Here is a 23,266-nt window from a genome sequence, read left to right on the forward strand (position 1 = left end):
GGGACCCCGTGTATCCATCCGCTCACCCTGTGTGGCAGAGGGGGCTGATCCCCCATAGCTTCGGCTCATGAGGACAAGAAACATCACATGTCTGGCGGCCGTGGCCGTCATCACCACGACGGGACTGGCCACGGCCCTCCCCTCCTCCGCGACCACCGCGCACGACCACCTCGTGGTCCGTCCCGGGGAGTCGATCCAGCAGGCCGTGGATGCCGCCCGGCCGGGCGACACCGTCGTCGTCCTGCCCGGCACCTACCGGGAGAGCGTGCTGATCACGACGCCGGACCTGACCCTGACCGGGTCCGGGGACCGGACCGTGATCATGCCGGGGACCACGGCCGGGAAGACTGCGGGGAAGGCGGCCGGGGCGACCGTCGACGCCTGTGCCGGGGGCGGCAACGGCATCTGCGTCATCGGTACGTCGGCGAAGCCCGTCGGCGGTGTCCACATCCGCTCGCTGACCGTCTCGGGCTTCGACAGGAGCGGCATCTGGGGCTCGTGGACCGACCGCCTGAGCGTCCACAAGGTGACCACCGAGAAGAACGGCACCTGGGGCATCGCCCAGGAGCGGTCCACCCGGGGCGCGTTCCGGAGCAACACCGCCCGCGACAACGGCGACGCCGGGATCTTCGTCGCGAACACGGTCGACGAGGAGGACGGGGCCACCGACACGCTGGGTACGGACATCCGGGACAACCGGCTGACCGGCAACCGCATCGGGGTCACCGCCCGGCGGGTCAGGAACCTCTCGATCGACGACAACACCATGACCGGCAACTGCAGCGGCGTGTTCGTCGTGGGCGACGAGTCGAAGCCCAAGGCCGGCGCGATGACCGTGCAGGACAACCGCATCGTCGCGAACAACAAGTTCTGCCCCGAGACCCCCCGGCTGTCGGCCATTCAGGGAACCGGCATCGTCCTCACCGGCAGCGAGAGCACCGTCGTGCGCAACAACCTGGTCCAGGACAACGTGGGCTCCACACCACTCTCCGGCGGCATCGTCCTGTTCAAGAGCTTCGTGGGCTCCCCGAACACCGACAACAGCATCAGCGACAACGTGGTGCGGGACAACCGGCCGGCCGACCTCGCCAACCGGGACACCGGGACGGGCAACACCTTCACCCGCAATGAGTGCGGGACTTCCGAACCCGCGGGGATGTGCTGAAGCGTGTCCCCCCGCACCAGGAGAATCGAGGCGGTATGACCACCGTGAGCCCCAACCCGGCGCCCACCCCCGCCCAGGCGCCGCCCCCCGCCCCCGTCCCGCCACCGGCCATGCGGCTCAGGGAGCTCGCCTTCGGGGCCGCCTGCGCCGCGGCCGTACGCGCGGCCGCCCGGCTGGGCGTCGCCGACGCGCTCGGCGAATCGCCCACCACCGCGGCGGAACTCGCGAAGGCGGTGAAGACCGAGACCCTGCCGCTGCAACGGCTGCTCCGCGCCCTGTGCTGCTACGGGATCTTCAGCGAGACCGAGGACGGGGCGTTCGTCCACACGGACATGTCCCGGCTGCTGCGCGAGGACGACCCCCACAGCCTCCGGTACATCTCCCTGTGGTGCACGGAGCCCTGGACCTGGGAGGTCTGGCCACGGCTCGACGACGCCGTACGGTCCGGCACGAGCGTCTTTCCCGAGGCGTTCGGCAAGGGGTTCTTCGACTACCTCCACCAGGACGCGGCCGAGTCGGCCCAGGTGTTCAACCGGGCCATGACCACGTCCAGCAGGCAGTCCGCGCTGGATGTCGCCGAACTCCTCGACCTGACGGGGGTGTCCGTGGTCGCCGACATCGGCGGCGGCCAGGGCCATGTGCTCGCGAGTCTGCTGGACAAGCACCCGGAGGTCCGCGGGACCCTGCTCGATCTGCCCGGTGTGGTGGCCAGGGCCGACGACCGGCTGCGCGACGGCGGAGATCTCGCCGGCCGGGCGGACATCGTCGCCGGTGACTGCCGCGAGAGCATCCCCGTCGAGGCCGACCTCTACATCATCAAGAACATCCTCGAATGGGACGACGAGAGCACCCGCAGGACCCTGCGCAACGTGGTCGCGGCGGCCAGACCGGGCGCCCGGGTCGTGATCATCGAGAACCTCGTCGACGACACCCCCTCCATGCGGTTCACCACGGCCATGGACCTGCTGCTGCTGCTCAATGTCGGCGGCGCCAAGCACTCCAGGGACAGTCTGGTCGGCCGGATGTCGGATGCCGGGCTGATCATCGGTGAGATCCGTCCGGTCAACGCGTATCTGCACGCCTTCGAGTGCGTCGTCCCCGGGTGAGACCACCCTCGGGCGCACGGGAACGCCCCGGGTCCGGTGCAGGCACCGGACCCGGGGCGTTCCCGTGCGCTCAGACGGCGCCGTCGCGCTGCCACCGGTAGAACTCCTGGGCCATCGCGTCCTTCGGACCGCGCCAGGTCTGCGGGTGGTAGGGACTCACGAAGGCGGTCAGCCGGTCGCTGAGGTCCTTGAACTCCGGGTGCTGCGTCACCTTGGCGATCTCCGGGCCCGGCGGCCGGTCGGATTCGATCAGGTGCATATACACATCGCCGAACTGGAACAGCGTGCGCCGGTTGACCCCGACGAGGTGCGGCAGTTCGGTGTTGTCGGAGGCGGAGAACAGTTCCGCGATGTCCGGCGCCGACTCCGGCGCCATACGGGCGACGATCAGTGCGTGGTGCATCGAAGGGTGCCTTTCTGGGGCACGGCCCCGTACTCCGCCGCGGCGGAGTACGGGGCCGTGGACGGGCGGGAGGTCAGCTCGCCGTGACCGAGGCGGCACGCCGCTCCCGGTCACGCTGCTCGATCTTGTCCCGGATGAGTTCCATCTGGACGCGGGAGTTGCGGTTGATGTTGTCGGTCATCCACTCGTCGTCGACCGGCGCGTCGGGCCGCATCGCGAAGTCCTGCTTCCAGTGCATCTTCGTGCCGCCGGGGACCTCGGAGTACTCCCACCGGATGTCCATGTGCTGGAACGGGCCCGGCTCGACCCGGCGGGCCACGACGGTGCGCGCGGCCCGGTCGGTGGTCCGCTCGGAGACCCAGCTCCAGACCTTCCCGTTGTCGTCGGGGTGCATGGTCAGCCGGAAGGTCGTCTTCTCGCCCTTCCGCTCGATCACCTCGACCGCCGCGTACTCGCTGAACAGCCGCGGCCATTCCTCCAGGTTGTTCGTCACGTCCCAGACAAGGTCCAGGGGGGCGGCGATGGTGATGTCGTTCTCGGTGTGTCCGGACACTTCAGGCTCCTGTCACGAGGCTGCTGTTGACGAGGTCGAGGAACTCCCGGGGCGAGGTGCACCGGTCGGCGTCGACCGGCAGCGGTACGCCGTACCGGTTCTCCAGCGCGGCGACGATGCCCAGGAGACCGAGCGAGTCGAGACCGAACTCGTCGAAGACGGCGGCCGGCCGGCTCTCCATCTCCTGGGGGTCGACGGTGAGTCCCGCGCCGTTCTTCATCAGCACGGCGAGTTCCTCGTAGGTCAGTCGAGTGGTCATCAGTGGCTTCTCCTTCTCATGCGAGGGGACCGTCGAGGTGTCGCAGCACCAGCGCCGCGTTCGACCCCATGAGCCCCCGGCTCAGCACCAGCGCCGTCCGCAGTTCCGCGGGACGGGCGCGGCCGGTGACCACATCGAGGTCGTGGCACACATCGAAGACGTTGGGGGTGGGCGGGATCAGGCCGTGCTCCATGGCCAGCACCGCGGCGGCCGTGTCCAGCACGGGCGCACCGCAGTAGGCGCGCCCGATGCCGGTCTTGGGCGCCGTCACCGGTACGCGTCGTCCGTGCGCGCCCAGGGCATCGGCGATGGCCAGGGCCTCGGCGCGGTCGGCCGCCGGTACGCCGAGCGCGTCGGCGAAGACGACGTCGATCTCCTCGGGTGCGCAGCCGGCCTCCGCCAGCGCGCCGCCGATCGCCCGCGCCAGGCCGTCCCGGGACTGCTCCCAGCGGGACGCGCCGGTGAACGTCGCGGCGTGACCGGCCAGTTCGGCCCGGACCCGGGCTCCGCGGGCGAGGGCCACCGTCTCGTCCTCGACCACGAGCATGGCTCCGCCCTCGGCTGGCACGAACCCGCAGGCGTCCGCGGTGAACGGACGGTAGGCGCGCGCCGGGTCCTCGCAGGTGCTGAGGTCCTCGTAGCCGAGCTGGCAGACGACCGAGTACGGGGCCAGGGGTGCCTCGGCCGCACCGACGACGACGGCGTCCGTGCCGCGGTGGATGGACCGGGCCGCGTGCATGAGCGCGTCCAGACCACCGGCCTCGTCGCTGGCGACGACCGCGCACGGCCCCTTGAAACCGCCGCGGATCGAGATCTGCCCCGTGCTGGCGGCGTAGAACCAGGCGATCGACTGGTAGGGGCCGACATAGCGGGAGCCCTGGCCCCACAGCCGTTGCAGCTCGCGCTGTCCGAACTCCCCTCCGCCGGAGCCGGCCGCGGTCACCACGCCCACGCCGTACGGCGCGTCCTCGTAGTCGGCCCGGCCGAGCCGGGCGTCGTCCAGGGCGAGGTCGGCCGCGACCATCGCGTAGTGCGTGAACCGGTCGGTCTGCACCAGGTACCGCTCTTCGACGAGGGCCACCGGATCGAAGTCCCGGACCTCGCCCGCGACCCGCAGCGGCAGGTGCTCGCATCCCTCGCGCGACACCCGGTCCAGCACGCTGACGCCTTCCTGCGTCGTCTTCCAGAAGGCTCCGGCGCCTGTTCCGTTGGGGGCCACGACGCCGATGCCGGTGACGACCGGCCGCCGTGCCTGTGAGGTGTTCATGGGGTCCTCCCTCCGGATCGGGTCAGGGCCACCGCGGACTGGAATCCGCCGAACCCGCTGCCGACCGAGAGAACGCTGCGCAGTTTCATGGGACGCGCGACGCGCGGCACGTAGTCGAGGTCGCACTCGGGATCCGGCGTCTCGTAGTTCGCCGTCGGGGGCACGGTCTGATGGACCAGGGCCAGCACACAGGCCGCTATCTCTATCGCCCCGATGGCGCCGAGCGAGTGCCCGACCATGGATTTGATCGAACTCATCGGCACCTTGTAGGCGTGGGAGCCCAGGGCCCGTTTCACCGCGGCCGTCTCGTGCCGGTCGTTCTGCTTGGTGCCCGAGCCGTGCGCGTTGACATAGTCGATCCGTGAGCCGTCGATCCGGGCGTGGCCGAGGGCGGTGTCGATGGCGCGGGCCATCTCCAGCCCCTCGGGGGTCAGCCCGGTCATGTGGTACGCGTTGCCGAAGGTGGCGTAGCCGGCGATCTCGCAGTACACGGTCGCACCACGGGCGCGGGCGTGTTCCAGCTCCTCCAGGACGAGTACGGCGCCGCCCTCGCCCATCACGAAACCGTCCCGGCCCGCGTCGAACGGCCGGGAGGCGTGCTCCGGGTCGTCGTTGTTCGCCGAGGTCGCCTTGATGGCGTCGAAGCAGGCCACCGTGATGGGGGTGATCGGCGAGTCGGACGCCCCGGCGAGGCACACGTCGACGCGGCCCTCCTCGATGGCGTGGAAGGCGTATCCGATCGCGTCGAGGCCGGAGGTGCAGCCCGTCGAGACGGTCTGCACCGGGCCGTGCGCGCCGACCTGTTCGGCCACCGCGGAGGCGAGGGAACTCGGCGAGAAGGCGCGCTCCAGATGCCGGCCGGCCGGGCGGGGGTCGACGTCCCAGCGTGCGCCGGACCCGCTGACGGCGACGTAGTCGTGTTCGAGCCGGGTGGTGCCGCCGACCGCGGTGCCCATCGAGACCCCGGTACGCCAGGGATCGCCCTTCCCGGGGTCCAGTCCCGCGTCGCCGAGCGCCTCCGCGGCGGCCACCAGCGCGAACTGGACGTACCGGTCCGAGCGGGCGATCTGCTCCTCGTCCAGACCGTGCACGACGGGATCGAAGTCGCACTCGGCGGCGATCCGGGAGCGGAAGCCCGTCGGGTCGAAGAGCGTGATGCCGCGCGTCGCGGTGCGGCCGGCCGCCAGGAGGTCCCAGAATGCCTGCGCGCCGATCCCGCCGGGGGCCACGACGCCGACTCCGGTGACCGCCACGCGCCGGTTCATGAAGCCGCCCCGGTTCGTTCTGGCGGCGCTCCGCGCTCTTCGGACCTGCCGTCGGCCGCGCCGGTGTCCTCGGTGTCCACGTGCCCGAGTTCGGGGCGCGGCGCGAGCGGGCCGAGGTGGAAGACCATGCGCGCCTCCACGTCGCCCACGTTGCGGAAGCGGTGCCGCACATGCGGGGGGATCAGCAGTCCCTGGTCGGCCCGCATGGAGTGCGGTTCACCGTCGAGGTCCACCTCCAGCAGGCCGTGCACGACGTACACGAACTCTTCGGAGTACGGGTGGTAGTGCTCGCCGATGCGATCGCCCGGCTGGATCAGGGCCAGGCCCATGAAGCCGCTGGTGGCACCCACCGCCGTGGGGGTGAGCATGGCGCGCAGGTCGCCTCCGCGCCTGCGGTTGGGCTGCGTCTCGCTGAGGTCGACGATGCGAGGCCGGAACGTGGTCATGACTGCTCTCCTCCAGGCGCTTTCTGCGTGTTGGGCGGACAACGCCGGGGAAATTCCACGGCGTTGCCGCTGCGTTGCCGGTACGTCGCTCAGGACTCCGTGGCCCGTCGATCGGTGATCAGACGCATCTCGGACCGGGCGAGGAAGCGCGCGGCCTCCTCGTCGTTCGTCGGCACGGCGTTCGCGCCGCCGTCCAGGAGACGCCCCAGCACGGCCGCCTTGCGCAGGCCCTCGATCCCGAGTGCCTGCGCGGGCCGCGCGTCGAGCGGGCCGCCCACTTCCAGGAGCCGCACGACGACGTCGTCGCGCTGGAAGATGGTGCTGCTGTCGATGGGGCTCGCCTGGTCGTCGGCGGCTTCCTCGTCCTGCCCGGCCAGGAGCCGGGCCAGCGCCATGCCACAGCCGTCCTTGGCCTGGTAGAACAGCGCGTGCCGCCGGACGTCCTCGGGCTTCTGCCGGCCCGCCGTCACGTGGTGCACGGTCGGCAGGGCCGCCCGGGTGAAGAACATCCGGGCGGAGTCGGGATCGCTGAGGTCGCGGTCCTGCTCCAGATAGGGATTGATCGCTTCCTCGACGGCCCTGACCTCGGGCTGGCGGGACACATGGCGCAGCGCCGCCAACAGGTCGCCCTCGACCTCCACGGCCCGTACGACACGGTTGCCGTGCATGAAGAGCGAGGTACGGCGCAGTCGGGTGGTCTCGTCGACCCGGGCCCTCGGGGAGTCGTAGTCGGCCAGGATCTTGGCGACCGCGTCCTCGCTGCCGGGCTTCACGGTGAACGTGAGGGCGTGGCGCACCACTCCGTCGCCCAGGCGGGGCGCGGACTGGAGGCGTCCCTTGGCCGGTTCGGGAGCGGCCACGAAGGTGTTGCCGGTCTCGCGCAGGATGCTGAAGCGCAGGGACCGGGTGTCGCGTACGCAGCCGTGCAGCGGCTGGACCGTCTCGACGTGCTCCTCGCTGTTCACCCAGGCGAGGAAGGGCGGTGCGCTCTCCCATTCGCTGGTGATGAGCCACTGCGAGGGGTTCTCGATGGACTGGCACAGCTGGTCGCTGATGTGTCCGGGGACGGATGCCACCTGGTTGCGCAGGTGCTCGTACGCCTCCAGGAACTGCTTCTGCGCTCCGTCGTGCAGATCCAGCAGCAGCACGACCCTGAGCCTTGAACCGTCGAAGGCGGACTGCGATATCCGTTCCGAGAGGGTGGTCATCTTTCGCTCTCCTTCGAGACGGTACGGCGGCCACCTCCGTGGCCCTGCGTCAACCGTCGATTTCCAGTGGAGTTTCAGCGCGGGGACCCGCCCGACCGCTGGTGTGTGCCGTCCGCCCGCACATCGCGGGCATCGTTCTCCCACTGATCCTGGAACGCTGGTACGGCTGGTGCGAGATTTATGAACCGTTCAGGTGAGCCGACGTCCGAACCGCTCGGAACACGGGCATGGAACCTGCATCCGCACGGCGTCCGAGCTGGAGCAACCAACTGATGAACGAGAACGTCGACCTCCGCGTACCAGTCCTCATCGTGGGCGGCTCCCTGGTGGGCCTGTCCGCCTCCCTCTTCCTGGGACGGCTCGGCGTCGAGCACCTGCTGGTCGAGAAACACGCGGCCACCTCGACCCATCCGCGCGGGCGGGGCAACAACGTGCGCACGATGGAGGTCTTCCGGGTAGCCGGTGCGGAGCCCCTCATCCGGGACGCCGCCTCGGTCCTCGCCGACAACCACGGCATCCTGCAGGCGTTCTCGCTGACCGGCGGCGAGGAGGAGTGGCTGTTCAAGGAGATCGACCCCGGTGGCGCGCTCGCCCGCTTCAGCCCGAGCGGCTGGTGCCTGTGCAGCCAGAACGACCTCGAACCGGTCCTGCTGGACCACGCCCGCGAACAGGGCGGTGACCTGCGGTTCTCCAGCGAGCTGATGTCCTTCGCCCAGGACGCGTCAGGGGTCACCGCGGTGGTGAAGAACCGCGAGAGCGGTGAGCACACCACCGTGCGCGCGGACTACCTCATCGCGGCCGACGGGCCGCGCAGCCCGATCCGGGAGCAGTTGCGCATCGGCCGGTCGGGGGCCGGTGACCTCTTCCACAACGTGAGCGTCACCTTCCGGTCCCGGCAGCTCGCCGCGGTGGTGGGCGAGCGGCGCTTCATCGTCTGCTATCTGACCAACCCCGAGGCGGACGGTGCGCTGCTGCCGGTGGACAACGAGGAGAGCTGGGTCTTCCACGCCCCCTGGCACCCCGACCGGGGCGAGACGCTGGAGGACTTCACCGACGAACGGTGCGCCGAGCACATCCGCCGGGCGATCGGCGACCCCGGTCTCGATGTGGAGATCACCGGCAAGGCGCCGTGGCACGCCGCCGAGCGGGTCGCCGAGCGGTACGCGTCCGGGCGGGTCTTCCTCGCCGGGGACTCGGCCCACGAGATGTCCCCCACCGGCGCGTTCGGCTCCAACACGGGGATCCAGGACGCGCACAATCTCGCCTGGAAGCTCGCCGCGGTGCTCGACGGATCGGCGGGACCCGGACTGCTGGAGACCTACGGCACGGAGCGCCTGCCCGTGGCGAGGGCGACCGGCGCACGCGCCTCGGCCCGCTCGGGCGAGCACAGTCACCCCGGCTACGCACCCGCACCGGACGCGGGCGGACCGGAGGCCGGCGCTCCCGGTGGCGGAAGGAAGGGCGGGATGCTTCCGGTCGTACTGGGCTACCGCTATGTCCACGGTGCCGTGGTGGACGCGGACCCCGACGGTCCGGTGGTGCCCGAGGGCATGCGGCTGGCGGGGGAACCCGGGTCGCGGGCACCGCATCTGTGGGTGCGCCGGTCCGGCGAGCGGGTGTCCACCCTCGATCTCTACGAGCGGTCCTTCGTGCTGCTGAGCGATGCCGGGGACACGGCGTGGCGCGCCGCTGCCGCGCGGGTCGCCGCCCGGCTGTCCGTCTCCCTGGACGCCCCCGGCATCGGGGCGGGAACGGGCTCCGATCTGAAGACCGAGGACGGGACCGACTGGGCCGAAGCACACGGCGTCACCGCGGAAGGTGCCGTCCTGGTGCGCCCCGACGGCTTCGTGGCCTGGCGGTCTCCGGGCCCCGTGCCGGACCCGGAGGCGACCCTGCACGAGGTCCTCGGCTCCGTGCTGTACAGGACCTGATCGCGCTCTCCCCCACCGGCACTCCGCGCCGAGGTGGCCGCCAGGAACAGGACGGCGGCCACCTCGGCGTGGAGTGCCGGTTCGGGCGGGCCCGGGACGGCCGCTGTGGTGATCGCGCCCCCGGAAACCGCGTCGCGGTGCGCTCCGCCTCCCTCAGCGGTACACCGTCGGCGGCGCCGGAGCGCCGGCCGGTCGTCCACCGTGCACCCCCCTTGCCATGGTCGCGGCATCCTGCATTACTGCTCCCAGGAAGATCGACCGAATGATCGGTCGACCGCCCGGGGAGAGGAGCACGCGCATGACGGCCCTGCTGGACGCAGCGGAACGACTCGGCCGCGACGAGCTGGAGGCGCTGCAACTGGAGCGGCTGCGCGCCACGCTCCGCCATGCGTACGAGAACGTGCCCTTCTACCGGGCGGCCTTCGACACGGCCGGTCTGGGGCCCGAGGACTGCCGTACGCTCGCCGATCTCGCCCGTTTCCCCTTCACCACCAAGGACGACCTGCGGGACAACTACCCCTTCGGGATGTTCGCCGTGCCGCAGGACCGGGTCCGGCGCATCCACGCGTCCAGCGGGACCACCGGCCTGCCCACCGTGGTCGGGTACACGGACCGGGACCTGGACGTCTGGGCGGACGTGGTCGCCCGGTCGATACGGGCCGCCGGGGGCCGTCCGGGGCACAAGGTTCATGTGGCGTACGGATACGGGCTGTTCACCGGCGGGCTCGGGGCGCACTACGGCGCGGAGCGGCTCGGCTGCACGGTCATCCCCGCGTCCGGCGGCATGACGGCCCGGCAGGTGCGGCTGATCCAGGACTTCCGGCCCGAGATCATCATGATCACGCCGTCGTACATGCTGACGCTCCTGGACGAGTTCGAGCGCCAGGGCGTCGATCCGCGGACGACCGCGCTGAAGGTCGGGATCTTCGGGGCCGAGCCGTGGACCGAGGAGATGCGGCGCGAGATCGAGGAGCGGTTCGCGATCGACGCGGTCGACATCTACGGGCTCTCCGAGGTGATGGGCCCCGGCGTCGCGCAGGAGTGTGTGGAGACGAAGGACGGGCTGCACATCTGGGAGGACCACTTCTATCCGGAGATCGTCGACCCGTTCACCGGCGAGGTCCTGCCGGAAGGGGAGGAGGGCGAACTGGTCTTCACCTCGCTCACCAAGGAGGCCATGCCGGTGATCCGCTACCGCACACGGGATCTGACCCGGCTGCTGCCCGGCATGGCCCGGGTGTTCCGGCGGATGGAGAAGGTCACCGGGCGCAGCGACGACCTGGTGATCCTGCGCGGGGTGAACCTCTTCCCGACCCAGATCGAGGAGATCGTGCTGCGTACGCCGGGAGTGGCGCCCCATTTCCAGCTGCGGCTGACCCGGCAGGGGCGGCTCGACGCGCTGACGGTACGGGCGGAGGCGCGGGCCGGCGCCACGACGGCGGAGCGGGCGGCCGCCGCGCTGTCCATCACGGCGGCGGTGAAGGACGGCATCGGGGTCTCGGTCGGGGTCGAGATCGTGGACCCCGAGTCATTGGAGCGCTCGGTCGGCAAGATCAAGCGGATCATCGACCTCCGGGACGCCGGCTGAACCGGGCGCGGCCGGCGCCCAGGTGCCGCCGGTGCCCCGGTGCGGTCAGCGGCTCGGGCACGAGCAGCGCCTGAGGTGCGGTCAGCTCCTTACGGCGGTCAGGGTCGCGTAGACCACGACGTTGCTCCGGTAGCCGGTCTTCTTGGAGTAGCTTCCGCCACAGGTGATCACTCGCAGCTCGGGCCGTTCGGAGTGGCTGTAGACCTTCTTGTCCGGGAACCCCTTCTTGTCGTACACCTCCACGGCGTCGACGGTGAACACGGCCGTCCGCCGGTCCGTCCGGACGATCTCGACGGTGGCGCCCTTGGTCAGCAGCCCAAGCTTCTGGAAGACACCGGGGCCGAGGCGCGTGTCCACGTGCCCGGCGGTGACGGCTGTCCCCTTGGAGCCGGGAGATGTGCCCTCCCCGTACCACCCGGCGAGCAGCGGATTGTCGTCGGGCGGCGGCCGCAGTGCCCCCGCCGCGTCGAGGCCCAGCCTCGTCATCGGGGCGTCGACGCGGAGGGCGGGGATCCGCAGCCGCACCGGATCCGACGGGGGCAATGGCTCGACACCGGGGGGCGCGACCGGCGCGGCGCGGGCAGGCAGGGTGCGGGCAGGCACCGTACGGGTGGGCACTGTGCGAGCAGGTGCTGTGCGGGTGGGCACTGTGCGAGCAGGTGCTGTGCGGGTGGGCGCTGGGCGCGGTACGGGGGCGAAGTAGGTCAGGGCCATCGGCGGCCACACCGGCCGGACCGTGGGGAGTGCGGTCGGGCCGGTGTGGTCAGGAGCGGCGTGCGCAGGGGACGTTCCAGGGGCGGCTCGCACGGGGCCGGTACTCCTCGGTGCGGCCGGGGAAACGGCCGTGGGAGTGGCCGAGGGGGCGGCCGACGGGGCGGCGAACGCCTGGGCGGCCGAGGGCTGCGGCGGCTCGTTGTCGCGGGTCCCGCTGATCACCAGCACCGTACCCGCCAGCAGGGCCCAGACAAGATGCTTGACCGAAGGGGTGAACGAGTGCGGGGATCCGCTGGTCTTGCGCCCGGTTTCCATCGCGTCTGAGCCTGCCTCTGCCTCGCTACGGGGGATGTGGGGTCCGTGCCGGCGGACCGGTGACACGGACCGGGCCCCAGGACCGGTGCGGTGCCCGGGGCCCGTGCGACTGTGCGCCGTGGCGGGCCGTCAGCTCCGGAGGCCGGCACCGCTCGTCCGGCGGCGCATCCTGATCACCCCGCCGCCGACCGCCCCGGCGAGCAGCACACTGCCCACGGCGAGCTGGGTGCCCTGGTCGGTGGGCGATCCGAAGCCTGCGGCGACCGAGCCGCTCGGAGTCCGGCCGGTGACCTCGTACGTGTCCGTCAGCTTGATCCGGGGCGGGCACTTGACGGTGACGGTGTCGCTGCCCGGCTCGGCCCCGCGCGGGACCTCGAACTGGCCGACGAGTTCGCCCTTGCTGTCACCGGCGAAGAGATGGAACTCCCCGCCGAGCTCCGAGGTGCCCTTGCCGTAGGTCTCCTTCCCGCAGGCGCGGGTGCTGACGGTGACCGTGGACCCCGGAGAGGCGTTCCCGGGGCTGATGCTGACCGCCCGGTCACCGGTGGGGGTGTCGGCGGCGACGGCCGCCGGCACCGACACCGCGAGGACACCGATGACCAGGCCGATTCCCGTACCGACGCGTGTGTTGCGCATGAGGATCCTCCAACGGGAGCAGGGTCCGGCCTGTCTGCGCGGCGCCTCTGCTGTGCTCCGTCTCCGAGGCAACCGACACCCCGTCACCTCCGCAACATGACCCGTCGCCGCGGGTGTCACTCGGTCAGCCGCAGCGACGGCTCTCGCGTGATCGTTTACGCAGGTCACCGGCGCGGGGACGGCCTCGGTGGAGGAATCGCCCGGCGGACGGCGAACGGGCGTACGGCGCCGGACGTCCGGCCGAGGTCCGCCGTGCTCTCCGCTACGGCCGGCCGGTGGTGAACCGGTCCCGCAGCTCCCTCTTGAGGATCTTCCCGCTGGCGTTGCGCGGGAGTTCGTCCACGAACAGGACCCGTTTCGGGGCCTTGAAGTGGGGGAGCTTCTCGCGGGCGTGGTCGATCAGTTCGGTGTCGGTCGCGGACCCGCGCAGCACGACGACGGCGGTGACGGCTTCGATCCAGCGCTCGTCGGGCAGCCCGATCACGGCGGTCTCGGCGACCGCCGGATGGGTGTAGAGCGCGTCCTCGACCTGGCGCGAGGCGATGAGCACCCCGCCGGAGTTGATGACGTCCTTCACCCGGTCGACGACCGTGAAGAACCCTTCCGGGTCGCGCACCGCGAGGTCGCCGGAGTGGAACCAGCCGTCGCGGAACGCCTCCGCGGTCTCCTCGGGCTTCTCCCAGTAGCCCTGGCACAGTTGCGGGGACCGGTAGACCACTTCGCCCGCCGTGCCGTCGGGGACCTCCTCGCCGTCCTCGTCGACGACGCGCGCCTCGACGAAGAGGACGGGCCGGCCGCAGGAGTCCATCCGGCCCTCGTGCTCACCGGGTCCGAGGACGAGGGCGAGCGGCCCGATCTCGCTCTGTCCGAAACAGTTGTGGAAGGCCAGCTCCGGCAGCCGCTCGCGGAGGCGTTCCAGGACCGGCACCGGCATGATCGACGCCCCGTAGTACGCCTTGCGCAGGGCGCCGAGGTCACGGGTGGCGAAGTCCGGGTGATGGGAGAGTCCGATCCAGACGGTCGGCGGGGCGAAGAGGCTGTCCGCCTGCCCGGCTTCCACCAGGTCGAAGATCCGGCCGGCGTCCGGGGTGTCGATGATGGTGTTCTCGGCACCGACCGCGAGGTACGGCAGCAGGAACACATGCATCTGGGCGGAGTGGTACAGCGGCAGGGAGTGCACGGGCCGGTCCCCGGCCGTCAGGCCGAGCGCGGTGATCGCGCTGACGTACTCATGGACGAGCGCCCCGTGCGTCATCATCGCGCCCTTGGGCAGGGCCGTGGTTCCGGAGGTGTAGAGCAGCTGCACCAGGTCATCGGCGCCGGGGGCGCGCTCGGGGACGAAGGGCCTGGCGGTGTCCAGCGCGTCGAGCAGGCTGTCCGGCGCGTCGAGCAGGCTGTCCGGCGCGTCGCGCAGTGTGCGGGCCGGACGTCCGGCCGGGAGCCGCCCGGCCAGGTCCGGGTCGGTCAGGACGAGGGAGCTGCCGGACTGGTCGAGCAGGTAGGTCAGGTCCTCGCCGGTGAGGTTCTGGTTGACCGGCACATGGACGAGCCCGGCGCGGGCGCAGGCCAGGAAGGCGATCAGGTACACGTCGGAGTTATGGGCGTAGGAGGCGACCCGGTCGCCGGGGCGCAGGCCGTGCTCGTCCGTCAGGACGGCTGCCGCGGTACTGATCGCGGTGTCCAGGGACCGGTAGGTCCAGGTCCGCCCGGCGTAACGGACGGCGGTCCGTCCGGGGGTCCGCCGTGCGCTGCGGGTCACGACACCGTCGACTGTGCTGCTTCGTACACCTGTCATGGCGTGATCCTGAGCGGACACGTCCGGGTGGTCAAGAGGCTGGATAGCGATCAACCGGTTGACAGGCACACGGGTCTGCTGGCTGAGTGGCGCGAGGCCGCCCGGACACTCGGGCAACCCTCTTTCCCGCCCGCAGAGTTGGGAGAAGCCTTGTCCCTCCGTAACCGACTGAGAACGACCGCGGTCGCCGGTCTCGCGCTGTTCAGCGTGTCGGCGTCGCTGCCGTCGGCCACCGCCGGTACCCCGCACGAACGGCATCCGTCCGGCGGCGGTCTCTCCGCCGTCATCCGGTACACCGAGTACGGCATCCCGCACATCGTGGCGAAGGACTACGCGCATCTGGGCTTCGGCAACGGCTGGGCGCAGGCGGCCGATCAGGTGTGCACCCTGGCCGACGGGTTCCTCACGGTGCGCGGCGAACGGTCCCGGTACCTCGGTGCGGACGCGGCGCCGGACGGTTCGCTGTCCTCGGCGACGAAGAACCTGTCCAGCGATCTGTACTTCCGCGGGGTACGCGGGAGCCGCACCGTCGAGAAGCTGCTGGAGGTCCCCGCACCGGCGGGTCCGAGCCGTGACGCGAAGGAGTCGATGCGCGGTTTCGCGGCCGGGTACAACGCGTGGATCGAGCAGAACCGGATCACCGATCCGGCGTGCCGCGGCGCCTCCTGGGTACGGCCCGTCACCGCACTGGACGTGGCGGTCCGGGCCTTCGCGCTCTCGGTGCTCGGCGGGCAGGGCCGCGGCATCGACGGCATCACGGCCGCGCAGCCGCCGTCCGCCGCACCGGCGCAGCCGGGAGTGACACCGGGTGAGGCCGCGGAGGCGGCCGAGCGCCTGCTGTCCACGCAGAACGCGGACATGGGGTCCAACGCCGTCGCGTTCAACGGGACCACCACGGCGAACGGGCGCGGACTGCTCCTCGGCAACCCGCACTACCCGTGGCAGGGCGGACGCAGGTTCTGGCAGTCGCAGCAGACGATTCCCGGCGAACTGAACGTCTCCGGCGGCTCGCTGCTCGGCTCGACGACGATGTCGATCGGGCACAACGCGAACGTCGCGTGGAGCCATACGGTCGCCACGGGGGTCACGCTCAATCTGCATCAGCTCACCCTGGATCCGGCCGATCCGACGGCGTATCTGGTGGACGGCGTACCGGAGCGGATGACCAAGCGCACGGTGTCGGTGCCGGTGAAGGACTCCGCCGCGGTGACGCGCACCCAGTGGTGGACCCGGTTCGGGCCGGTCGTCACCTCGCTCGGCGCCGGGCTGCCGCTGCCGTGGACGGCGAGCACCGCGTACGCGCTCAACGACCCGAACGCGGTGAATCTGCGGGCGTCCGACACCGCGCTGGGTTTCAGCAGGGCGCGCGGCACCGCGGGTATCCAGGACGCGCTGCGCCGCACGCAGGGCCTGCCCTGGGTGAACACGATCGCCGCCGACTCCGCCGGGCACTCCTTCTTCTCCCAGTCGCAGGTCCTGCCGAGGATCACGGACGAGCTGGCCGAGCGCTGCTCGACCCCGATGGGCCGCGCCACCTACCCCTCGTCCGGGCTCGCGGTGCTGGACGGTTCGAAGAGCGACTGCGCGCCGGGGTCGGACCCGGACGCGTTGCAGCCGGGCATCTTCGGCCCGAGCCGGATGCCGACCCTCAAGGACACCCCGTACGTCGAGAACTCCAACGACAGCGCCTGGCTGACGAATGCCGCGCGGCCGCTGACGGGCTACGAGCGGGTCTTCGGCACCATCGGCACGAACCGCTCGATGCGTACGCGCGGGGCGATCGAGGACGTGTCGGCGATGGCGGAGCGGGGACGGCTCCGCGTCGCGGACCTGCGGCGCCAGCAGTTCGCGAACCGCGCGCCCGCCGGTGACCTGGCGGCGGCCGACATGGCGGCGGCCTGCTCGGCGCTGCCGGGCGGCACCGCGGTGGGCAGCGACGGTTCACCGGTCGATGTGTCGGGGGCGTGCCCGGTGCTGCGGCGCTGGGACCGGAGCGTGGACACCGACAGCCGGGGCGCACTGCTCTTCGACCGTTTCTGGCGCCGGGCGACGAAGGTGCCCGCCGCCCAGCTGTGGAAGGTGCCGTACAGCCCCGCCGATCCGGTGCGGACCCCGAACACCCTCAACACCGCGGCTCCCGGGGTGACGGCGGCGCTCGCCGACACCGTGGCGGAGCTGCGGGCGGCGGGCATCGCCCTGGACGCCCCGCTGGGCGATCACCAGTTCGTCGTACGCGGCGACAGGCGCATCCCGATCGGCGGCGGTACGGAGTCGCTGGGCATCTGGAACAAGACCGAGCCCCGGTGGAACGCGGCGGCAGGCGGCTACACCGAGGTGTCGGACGGCTCCAGCTACATCCAGGCGGTCGGCTGGGACGGCGGCGCGTGCCCGGTGGCCCGGACGCTGCTGACGTACTCCCAGTCCTCGAATCCGGTGTCGCCGCACTTCAGCGACCAGACCCGGCTGTACTCGGGTGAGCGCTGGGTGACGTCACGCTTCTGCGAGAGGGACATCGCGCGCTCGCCGGAGCTGCGGGTGGTGCGGGTACGCGAGCACCGCTGATCCGAACAGGTCCTGGGGGAGGGGCCCACCCCTCCCCCAGGACCTGACCACCGGTTCACAGGGCGCGTGCGCGGCCCTCCCAGTACGGGTCGCGCAGGCGTCGTTTGTACAGCTTGCCGTTGGGGTCGCGGGGCATCGCGGCGATGAAGTCGACGCTCCTGGGCCGCTTGAACCCGGCGAGCCGCTGTTCGCAGTGGGCGAGGATCCCGGCGGCTAGCTCGTCGCCGGGCTCGAAGCCCTCGGCCGCTTCGACGACGGCCTTGACCTGCTCCCCCCAGTCGCCGTGCGGGATACCGAAGACGGCCGCGTCGGCGACCGCGGGGTGGGCGAGAAGGGCCGCCTCGATCTCGGCGGGGTAGATGTTGACCCCACCCGAGATGATCATGTCGATCTTGCGGTCGCGGAGGAAGAGATAGCCGTCCTCGTCGAGAACGCCCAGGTCACCGACGGTGAAGAAGTCGCCGATGCGGTTCTTCCGGGTCTTGGTCTCGTCCTTGTGGTAGCTGAAGCCGCCGGTGCTCATCTTCATGTAGACGGTGCCCAGTTCACCGGGCGCCAGACGGTTCCCGTCGTCGTCGAAGACGGCCAGTTCACTGATGGGCCAGGCCCTTCCGACGGTTCCCGGCTTCTTCAGCCAGTCCTCGGCGGTGGCGAACGCGCCGCCGCCCTCGCTGGCCGCGTAGTACTCCTCGACGCACCGCCCCCACCAGTCGATCATGGCGCGCTTGACGTGGTCGGGGCAGGGGGCGGCCCCGTGGATGGCGTGCCGCATCGTCGAGACGTCGTAGCGCCGCTTGACCTCGTCGGGAAGGGCGAGGAGCCGGTGGAACTGGGTGGGGACCATGTGCGTGTGTGTGCAGCGGTGCGCGTCGATGACCCGGAGCATCTCCTGCGGTGCCCATCTGTCCATCAGGACCAGCGGGTGGCCGATGTGCAGGGCCGCGCCCGCGAACTGGAGCACGGCCGTGTGGTAGAGCGGTGAGCAGACCAGGTGCACATTGCCGTCGAACGGTTTGATGCCGAAGATGCCCAGGAAGCCGCCGAGGTGGCTCTCCTCGGGGAGTTTCCCGGAGAGCGGCCGCCGGATGCCGCGGGGGCGGCCGGTGGTGCCCGAGGTGTAGTTCATGACCCAGCCCAGCGTGCGGTCGGCGGGCGGGCTGTCCGGCCGGCCGTCGAGCAGTTCCGCGTACGGGCGGCAGCCGTCGACCGTGCCGACGGCGTAGCGATGGGTGGCGGGCAGGTCCGCCTCGTCGGCGGCGGCGGTCGCGGCGTCCGCGAACCGTTCGTGCGCGATCAGGACCTTGGCCCCGGAGTCAGCGACGATCCAGGCGATCTCGGGGCCGATGAGGTGGTGGTTGACGGGGACCAGATAGAAACCGGCCTGGGAGGCGGCGAGATAGGCGGTGAGGAACTCCACTCCGTTGGGCAGGACGACGGCGAACGCGTCGCCCCGCCCGAGGCCCGCGGCACGCAGTCCGTGGACCATGCGGTTGGCGGCGGCGTGCAGCCGGCCCGCGCTCCATTCCTCGCCGTCGGGTGCGACGAGGACGGTGCGGCCGGGGTCCGCGGTGGCCTGGGCCCAGAAGCCGTTGGGGGGCTGGTTCATGACGCGCTCCGTCCGGCGATGCGGTTGATCCGGTCCACGGCGCGCTCGAAGCCGCGGGTCAGGTCGTCGAAGACCGCCTGGACGCCGCGTTCGGCGTTCATCCGTCCGACGATCTGCCCGACCGGTGTACCGAGCAGGGCCCCGATCTCGTACTTCTGGATCCGGGAGACCGCTTCGGCGACCAGGAGCCCCTGGAGCGGCATGGGCAGGGTGCCGGGTCCGGCGGCGTCGTCCCAGGCGTCGGTCCATTCGGTACGCAGCTGACGTGCGGGTTTCCCCGTGAGGGCGCGGGAGCGCACGGTGTCGCCGGAGCCCGCGTCGAGGAGTTTGCGGGTCAGGGCCGGGGAGTGGAGGTCGGCCTCCTCGGTGGTGAGCCAGAGGGAGCCGAGCCATACGCCCTGGGCCCCCAGGGCGAGCCCGGCGGCGATCTGTTCGCCGCTGCCGATGCCTCCGGCGGCGAGGACGGGCAGCGGGCCGACGGCGTCGACCACTTCGGGGACCAGCACCATGGAGGCGATCTCTCCGGTGTGGCCGCCCGCCTCGTATCCCTGGGCGACGACGATGTCGATGCCCGCTTCGGCGTGCCGCCGGGCGTGTTTGGCGCTGCCCGCGAGGGCGGCGACGAGCACACCGTGCTCGTGGGCGCGGCGGACCACGTCGGGGGGCGGGGAGCCGAGGGCGTTGGCGAGGAGCTTGATCGGGTAGTCGAAGGCCACATCGAGCTGGTTGCGGGCGACCTCTTCCATCCAGCCGGTGATGCGCCAGCCGGACGCCTCGCCCTCCGCGAGGTCGGGGACGCCGTGTGCGGCGAGGGTGTCCTGGACGAATCTGCGGTGTCCGTCCGGGATCATCGCCTCGACATCCGCCTCGGTGACCCCTTCCACCTTCTTGGCCGGCATGACGACGTCCAGGCCGTACGGCTTGCCGTCTACGTGCTCCGTCATCCAGTCGAGGTCGCGCGCCAGGTCGTCCGGGGCGGTGTACCGGACCGCTCCGAGCACCCCCAGCCCGCCTGCTCTGGTGATGGCAGCGGCGACCGCGGGGAACGGCGTGAAGCCGAAGATGGCGTGCTCGATCCCCAGTTTTCTGCTCAGCTCCGTCTCCATGGGCGGCAGGATGCCGCAGCCGGACAACCGAAGGAAGAGATTTTCTGATGCTGTGTCAGATTCTTTGTGCCGCCGGGGCCGTACGGGGCGGCAGGGGTGCCAGTAATCTCGGCGGCGGCAAGAAGTTTCACTCTTCGACCAACTTTTCGAAAGTTACTTTCGCGCGGGCTGCCACGCGGGCGCCGCCCCGTGGATGCCCCCACACGCTGGAGGGGTTGCGGATGACCGGGGACGCGACAGGGAGCGGATTCAGCCGCCGGAGACTGGGGGGCGGGATACTGGCCCTGGGCGGAGCACTCGCCCTCGCGCCGATCCCCCTCGCGGGAACGGCCGCCGGGGCGGAACCGGGCACAGGAACGGGCGTGGGTACGGGCGTGGGTACGGGCGTGGGTACGGACAAGGGTGCGCGACCGGGGCCGGCTTCGGGGCGCCCCACGCTGCGCCGCGGTTCCGCCGCCCGCGCCGGACTGCTCCAGGGACAGCTGGACCGGCTCGTCACCGACGCGGAGCAGTACCTGAGCGACTCCCCCAAGCACCCCTGGTACGCGGGCGCGGTCCTGCTCGCCGGACGCGGCGGCACCGTGGCTCTGCACCGGCCGATCGGCAAGGCGGTGCGCTACGCCGCGTACGACGAGAAGACCGACACGGGTGTGGAGTTCCCGGCGGAGCGGCAGATCGCGATGGCCGAGGACACCGTCTTCGACCTCGCCTCGGTCTCCAAGCTCTTCACCTCGATCCTGGCCGTGCAGCAGATCGAGCGGGGCACGCTGGAACTGGAGGCGACGGTCGCCTCGTATCTCCCGGACTTCGCGGGCGGCGGCAAGCAGGGCATCACGGTCCGCCAGCTGCTGACGCACACATCCGGCTTCCGGTCGTGGATCCCCCTCTACAAGGAGCCGACCCGGGAGGGGAAGCTGCGGCTGCTGTGGAACGAGGTGCCCGCGAGCACACCGGGCAGCGCCTATCTCTACTCCGACCTGAATCTGATCTCGCTGCAACTGATCCTGGAGAAGATCACCGGCCGCGCTCAGGACGAACTGCTCCGCGACGAGATCACCGCTCCGCTGGGGATGCACCGCACTCGGTACAACCCGCCGGCCTCCTGGAAGCCGAAGATCGCCGCCACCGAGGACGCCCGGCTGCCGTGGTCGGGCCTGGAGCGCGGGCTCGTCTGGGGCGAGGTGCACGACGAGAACGCGTACAGCCTGGACGGGGTCGCGGGCCACGCCGGAGTGTTCTCCTGCGCCTGGGACCTGGCGATCCTCGCCCGTACGCTGCTCAACGGCGGGGTCTACGGCCGCTCCCGGATCCTGTCCGAGGAGTCGGTGGAGCTGATGTTCACCGACTTCAACACCGCGTTCCCGGGTGATGAGCACGGCCTCGGCTTCGAGCTCTACCAGCACTGGTACATGGGAGCGATGGCCACCCCCCGCACCGCGGGCCACACCGGATTCACCGGTACCAGTCTGGTCCTGGACCCGTCGACCGACTCGTTCCTGATCGTGCTGGGCAATTCCGTTCATCCCGTACGTAATTGGCGTTCCGGCAGCGCACCCCGGGTAGCCGCGGCCAACCGGATGGCACGGGCGGTCCCGGTGCGGCCGGCCCGGGGGCGCACCGCCTGGTTCTCCGGCATGGCGAGCGCCGCCACCGCCACGCTCGCGCTGCCCCCGCTGCGCCTGACGTCCGCGCGGTCCGAGGTGAGCTGTGCGTTGTGGTGGGACACCGAGCCCGGCTCCGACGCCCTCGCGCTGGAGCTGTCCGCGGACGCGGGGGCGAGCTGGCAGCCGGTGCCGTTCACCACTCTCGCGACGGGCTCCGGCCCGGACCGGGAGCCCGAACACCGCCCGACGGGCTCGGTGTCCGGCTGGTCGGGGCGCCGCTGGCACCGGCTGGAGGCGGACCTGGCCGCCTGGCGCGGCAAGGAGGTGCGCCTGCGGTGGCGTTACACCACGGACCAGCTGTACGTGGGGCGCGGCGCGTACGTGGACGGCCTCCGGGTCCGGGACGGCGGCCGCACGGTCTTCGACGAGTCGAGGCCGCGGGACGCCCGGCGGATCGAGGCGACCGGCTGGACGGCTTCGGCCGACTGAGACATCCGGGACGGCCGAAGCCGGGTGGACCGTACGGGCCGACCGGCCGGACGCCCGCTCACCGCGTCCGCACCGTCACCGGCGCCCGCACGCTCACGCCACCGGCGCGGGCGCGGGCGTCGGGGACGGTGCGGACGTCGGGGAGGGCACCAGCACCGGCGCCGGTGCCGTCGACTTCCGTACCACCAGCCGGGGCCGGATGAGCAGCGAACGCCCCGCCGAGGGCTCCGAGTCGATCCGGGCTCTGAGCTGCTGGAACGTCTCCGCGGCCATCTCGGGGAGCGGCTGGCGGACCGTGGTGAGCGGCGGTTCGAACAGGTCCGCGAGCAGGATGTCGTCGAAGCCGACGACCGAGATGTCCTTGCCGGCACTGAGTCCGGCGTCCTTCGCGCCCCGGCAGATCCCGATCGCGCACATGTCGTTGATCGCGACGAACGCGGTGGGCGGACGCGGTCCGCCCAGCAGCTCGCGCGCCGCGTTGCGGCCCAGCTCGGCGGCGTCCTTGTCCCCGAACTCGGCGGTCTCCGCACCGGGCCACACGATCGCGTCGGCCGGATCGAGACCGGCCGACTCCAGCGCCGCCCGGAAGCCGCGCAGCCGCTCGCGGCGGTTGACACTGTTGACCGAGCCGGAGACGAAGGCGAGCCTGCGGTGACCGAGTTCGATCAGGTGACGGGTGGCGAGCTCGGCCCCCATGGCGTTGTCCACGCTGATACTGGCCAGCGACGCCGGGTCGCCCGCCTGGGCCGTCCGGTCGAAGGCGACCATCTTCAGACCCCGGCTGAGCAGCGGCGCGACATGTTCGAGCGAGGGCAGTGAGGAGCAGAGCACCACACCGCTCACCCCGTCGGCGAGCAGTTCCTCGCCGTACTTGAGCTCACGGGCCGGGTCGCGCTCACTGTTGCAGAGCAGGACGTGATAGCCCTCGGCGAGCGCGATGGCCTCCAGCTCCCGGGCGAGAGCCCCCCAGAAGGGGTTGGCGACGGACGGCACGATGAGGCCGATCACCTTGATCCGGCCCGTGCGCAGCATCCGTGCCGCCCGGTTGGGCCGGTAGTTCAGCTGCTCGATGGCCTGCTCGACACGGGCCAGGGTCGCCGCCTGCATACGGTCCGTGCGCCCGTTGAGGACGTTGGACACGGTGCTCGCGGACACCCCCGCAGCCGCCGCAACCTGATGGATCGTAACCCCGCTCATGCCACCTCCGGTTCGGAACGACCTGCCGATCGTAGTGTATCGATTTACTTA

General features: G+C 71.3%; 19 protein-coding genes. 6 read left to right on the forward strand and 13 right to left on the reverse strand.

From position 1 onward, the window contains the following. Positions 1–67: 67 nt before the first annotated feature. Together OG251_RS03295 and OG251_RS03300 are read left to right on the forward strand one after the other, a co-directional pair. Complete coding sequence (locus OG251_RS03295; RefSeq protein ID WP_326675524.1) at positions 68–1,165, forward strand: right-handed parallel beta-helix repeat-containing protein; 1,098 nt, start codon at positions 68–70, stop codon at positions 1,163–1,165. A gap of 35 nt (positions 1,166–1,200) precedes the next feature. After that, complete coding sequence (locus OG251_RS03300) at positions 1,201–2,271, forward strand: methyltransferase (RefSeq protein ID WP_326675525.1); 1,071 nt, start codon at positions 1,201–1,203, stop codon at positions 2,269–2,271. A 70-nt stretch (positions 2,272–2,341) separates the two neighbouring features. On the opposite strand, the gene OG251_RS03305 is transcribed toward OG251_RS03300, so the two are convergent. The 7 genes from OG251_RS03305 to OG251_RS03335 form a co-directional block, all read right to left on the reverse strand. Beyond that, positions 2,342–2,674 carry a TcmI family type II polyketide cyclase gene (locus OG251_RS03305; RefSeq protein WP_326675526.1) on the reverse strand — a complete coding sequence of 111 codons (333 nt, stop codon included), beginning with the start codon at positions 2,672–2,674 and terminating at the stop codon, positions 2,342–2,344. 73 nt (positions 2,675–2,747) lie between these two features. After that, entirely contained in the window at positions 2,748–3,227 is a 480-nt protein-coding gene (locus tag OG251_RS03310) for an SRPBCC family protein (RefSeq protein ID WP_326675527.1), read from the reverse strand. A 1-nt stretch (position 3,228) separates the two neighbouring features. Further along, a complete protein-coding gene (locus tag OG251_RS03315; protein WP_326675529.1) occupies positions 3,229–3,486 on the reverse strand; it encodes an acyl carrier protein in 258 nt (85 codons plus the stop codon). Between the two features lie 16 nt (positions 3,487–3,502). Beyond that, on the reverse strand, positions 3,503–4,753 hold the full coding sequence (locus OG251_RS03320; protein ID WP_326675530.1) for a ketosynthase chain-length factor: 1,251 nt from the start codon (positions 4,751–4,753) through the stop codon (positions 3,503–3,505). Further along, positions 4,750–6,018, reverse strand: a complete 1,269-nt coding sequence (locus OG251_RS03325) for a beta-ketoacyl-[acyl-carrier-protein] synthase family protein (RefSeq protein ID WP_326675532.1) — start codon at positions 6,016–6,018, stop codon at positions 4,750–4,752. Before OG251_RS03325 ends, OG251_RS03320 begins: the two co-directional genes overlap by 4 nt. Continuing rightward, positions 6,015–6,464: a cupin domain-containing protein gene (locus tag OG251_RS03330; protein WP_326675534.1), complete on the reverse strand. Its 450-nt coding sequence runs from the start codon at positions 6,462–6,464 to the stop codon at positions 6,015–6,017. Before OG251_RS03330 ends, OG251_RS03325 begins: the two co-directional genes overlap by 4 nt. An 89-nt stretch (positions 6,465–6,553) precedes the next feature. Further along, on the reverse strand, positions 6,554–7,672 hold the full coding sequence (locus OG251_RS03335; protein ID WP_326675536.1) for a TcmI family type II polyketide cyclase: 1,119 nt from the start codon (positions 7,670–7,672) through the stop codon (positions 6,554–6,556). 272 nt (positions 7,673–7,944) lie between these two features. Here OG251_RS03335 and OG251_RS03340 point away from each other — a divergent pair, with 272 nt between their 5' ends. Together OG251_RS03340 and paaK are read left to right on the forward strand one after the other, a co-directional pair. Beyond that, complete coding sequence (locus OG251_RS03340; RefSeq protein WP_326675538.1) at positions 7,945–9,603, forward strand: FAD-dependent oxidoreductase; 1,659 nt, start codon at positions 7,945–7,947, stop codon at positions 9,601–9,603. A gap of 298 nt (positions 9,604–9,901) precedes the next feature. Next, positions 9,902–11,191, forward strand: a complete 1,290-nt coding sequence (gene paaK, locus OG251_RS03345; protein ID WP_326675540.1) for a phenylacetate--CoA ligase PaaK — start codon at positions 9,902–9,904, stop codon at positions 11,189–11,191. An 81-nt stretch (positions 11,192–11,272) separates the two neighbouring features. Here the strand turns inward: paaK and OG251_RS03350 are convergent, their stop codons facing one another. The 3 genes from OG251_RS03350 to OG251_RS03360 form a co-directional block, all read right to left on the reverse strand. Beyond that, positions 11,273–11,905, reverse strand: coding sequence for a class F sortase (locus OG251_RS03350; protein WP_442818409.1), 633 nt, complete (start codon positions 11,903–11,905; stop codon positions 11,273–11,275). Positions 11,906–12,349: 444 nt separating this feature from the next. Then, positions 12,350–12,856, reverse strand: coding sequence for a sortase (locus tag OG251_RS03355; RefSeq protein ID WP_326675541.1), 507 nt, complete (start codon positions 12,854–12,856; stop codon positions 12,350–12,352). Between the two features lie 262 nt (positions 12,857–13,118). Further along, the gene (locus OG251_RS03360; protein ID WP_326675542.1) at positions 13,119–14,651 is read right to left on the reverse strand and encodes an acyl-CoA synthetase; all 1,533 of its coding nucleotides are present in this window, start codon (positions 14,649–14,651) and stop codon (positions 13,119–13,121) included. Positions 14,652–14,801: 150 nt separating this feature from the next. Between OG251_RS03360 and OG251_RS03365 the strand changes: the two genes are divergently transcribed. Then, on the forward strand, positions 14,802–17,213 hold the full coding sequence (locus OG251_RS03365; RefSeq protein WP_326675543.1) for a penicillin acylase family protein: 2,412 nt from the start codon (positions 14,802–14,804) through the stop codon (positions 17,211–17,213). Positions 17,214–17,268: 55 nt separating this feature from the next. On the opposite strand, the gene OG251_RS03370 is transcribed toward OG251_RS03365, so the two are convergent. Further along, positions 17,269–18,819: an acyl-CoA synthetase gene (locus OG251_RS03370; RefSeq protein ID WP_326675544.1), complete on the reverse strand. Its 1,551-nt coding sequence runs from the start codon at positions 18,817–18,819 to the stop codon at positions 17,269–17,271. Further along, complete coding sequence (locus OG251_RS03375; RefSeq protein WP_073728901.1) at positions 18,816–19,925, reverse strand: nitronate monooxygenase; 1,110 nt, start codon at positions 19,923–19,925, stop codon at positions 18,816–18,818. The genes OG251_RS03370 and OG251_RS03375 overlap by 4 nt, the downstream gene beginning before the upstream one ends. 221 nt (positions 19,926–20,146) lie before the next feature. Here OG251_RS03375 and OG251_RS03380 point away from each other — a divergent pair, with 221 nt between their 5' ends. After that, complete coding sequence (locus OG251_RS03380; protein WP_326675547.1) at positions 20,147–22,018, forward strand: serine hydrolase; 1,872 nt, start codon at positions 20,147–20,149, stop codon at positions 22,016–22,018. Positions 22,019–22,111: 93 nt separating this feature from the next. On the opposite strand, the gene OG251_RS03385 is transcribed toward OG251_RS03380, so the two are convergent. Further along, a complete protein-coding gene (locus OG251_RS03385; RefSeq protein ID WP_326675548.1) occupies positions 22,112–23,215 on the reverse strand; it encodes a LacI family DNA-binding transcriptional regulator in 1,104 nt (367 codons plus the stop codon). Positions 23,216–23,266 lie beyond the last annotated feature (51 nt).

The organism is Streptomyces sp. NBC_01237 (assembly GCF_035917275.1).
Lineage (GTDB): Bacteria > Actinomycetota > Actinomycetes > Streptomycetales > Streptomycetaceae > Streptomyces.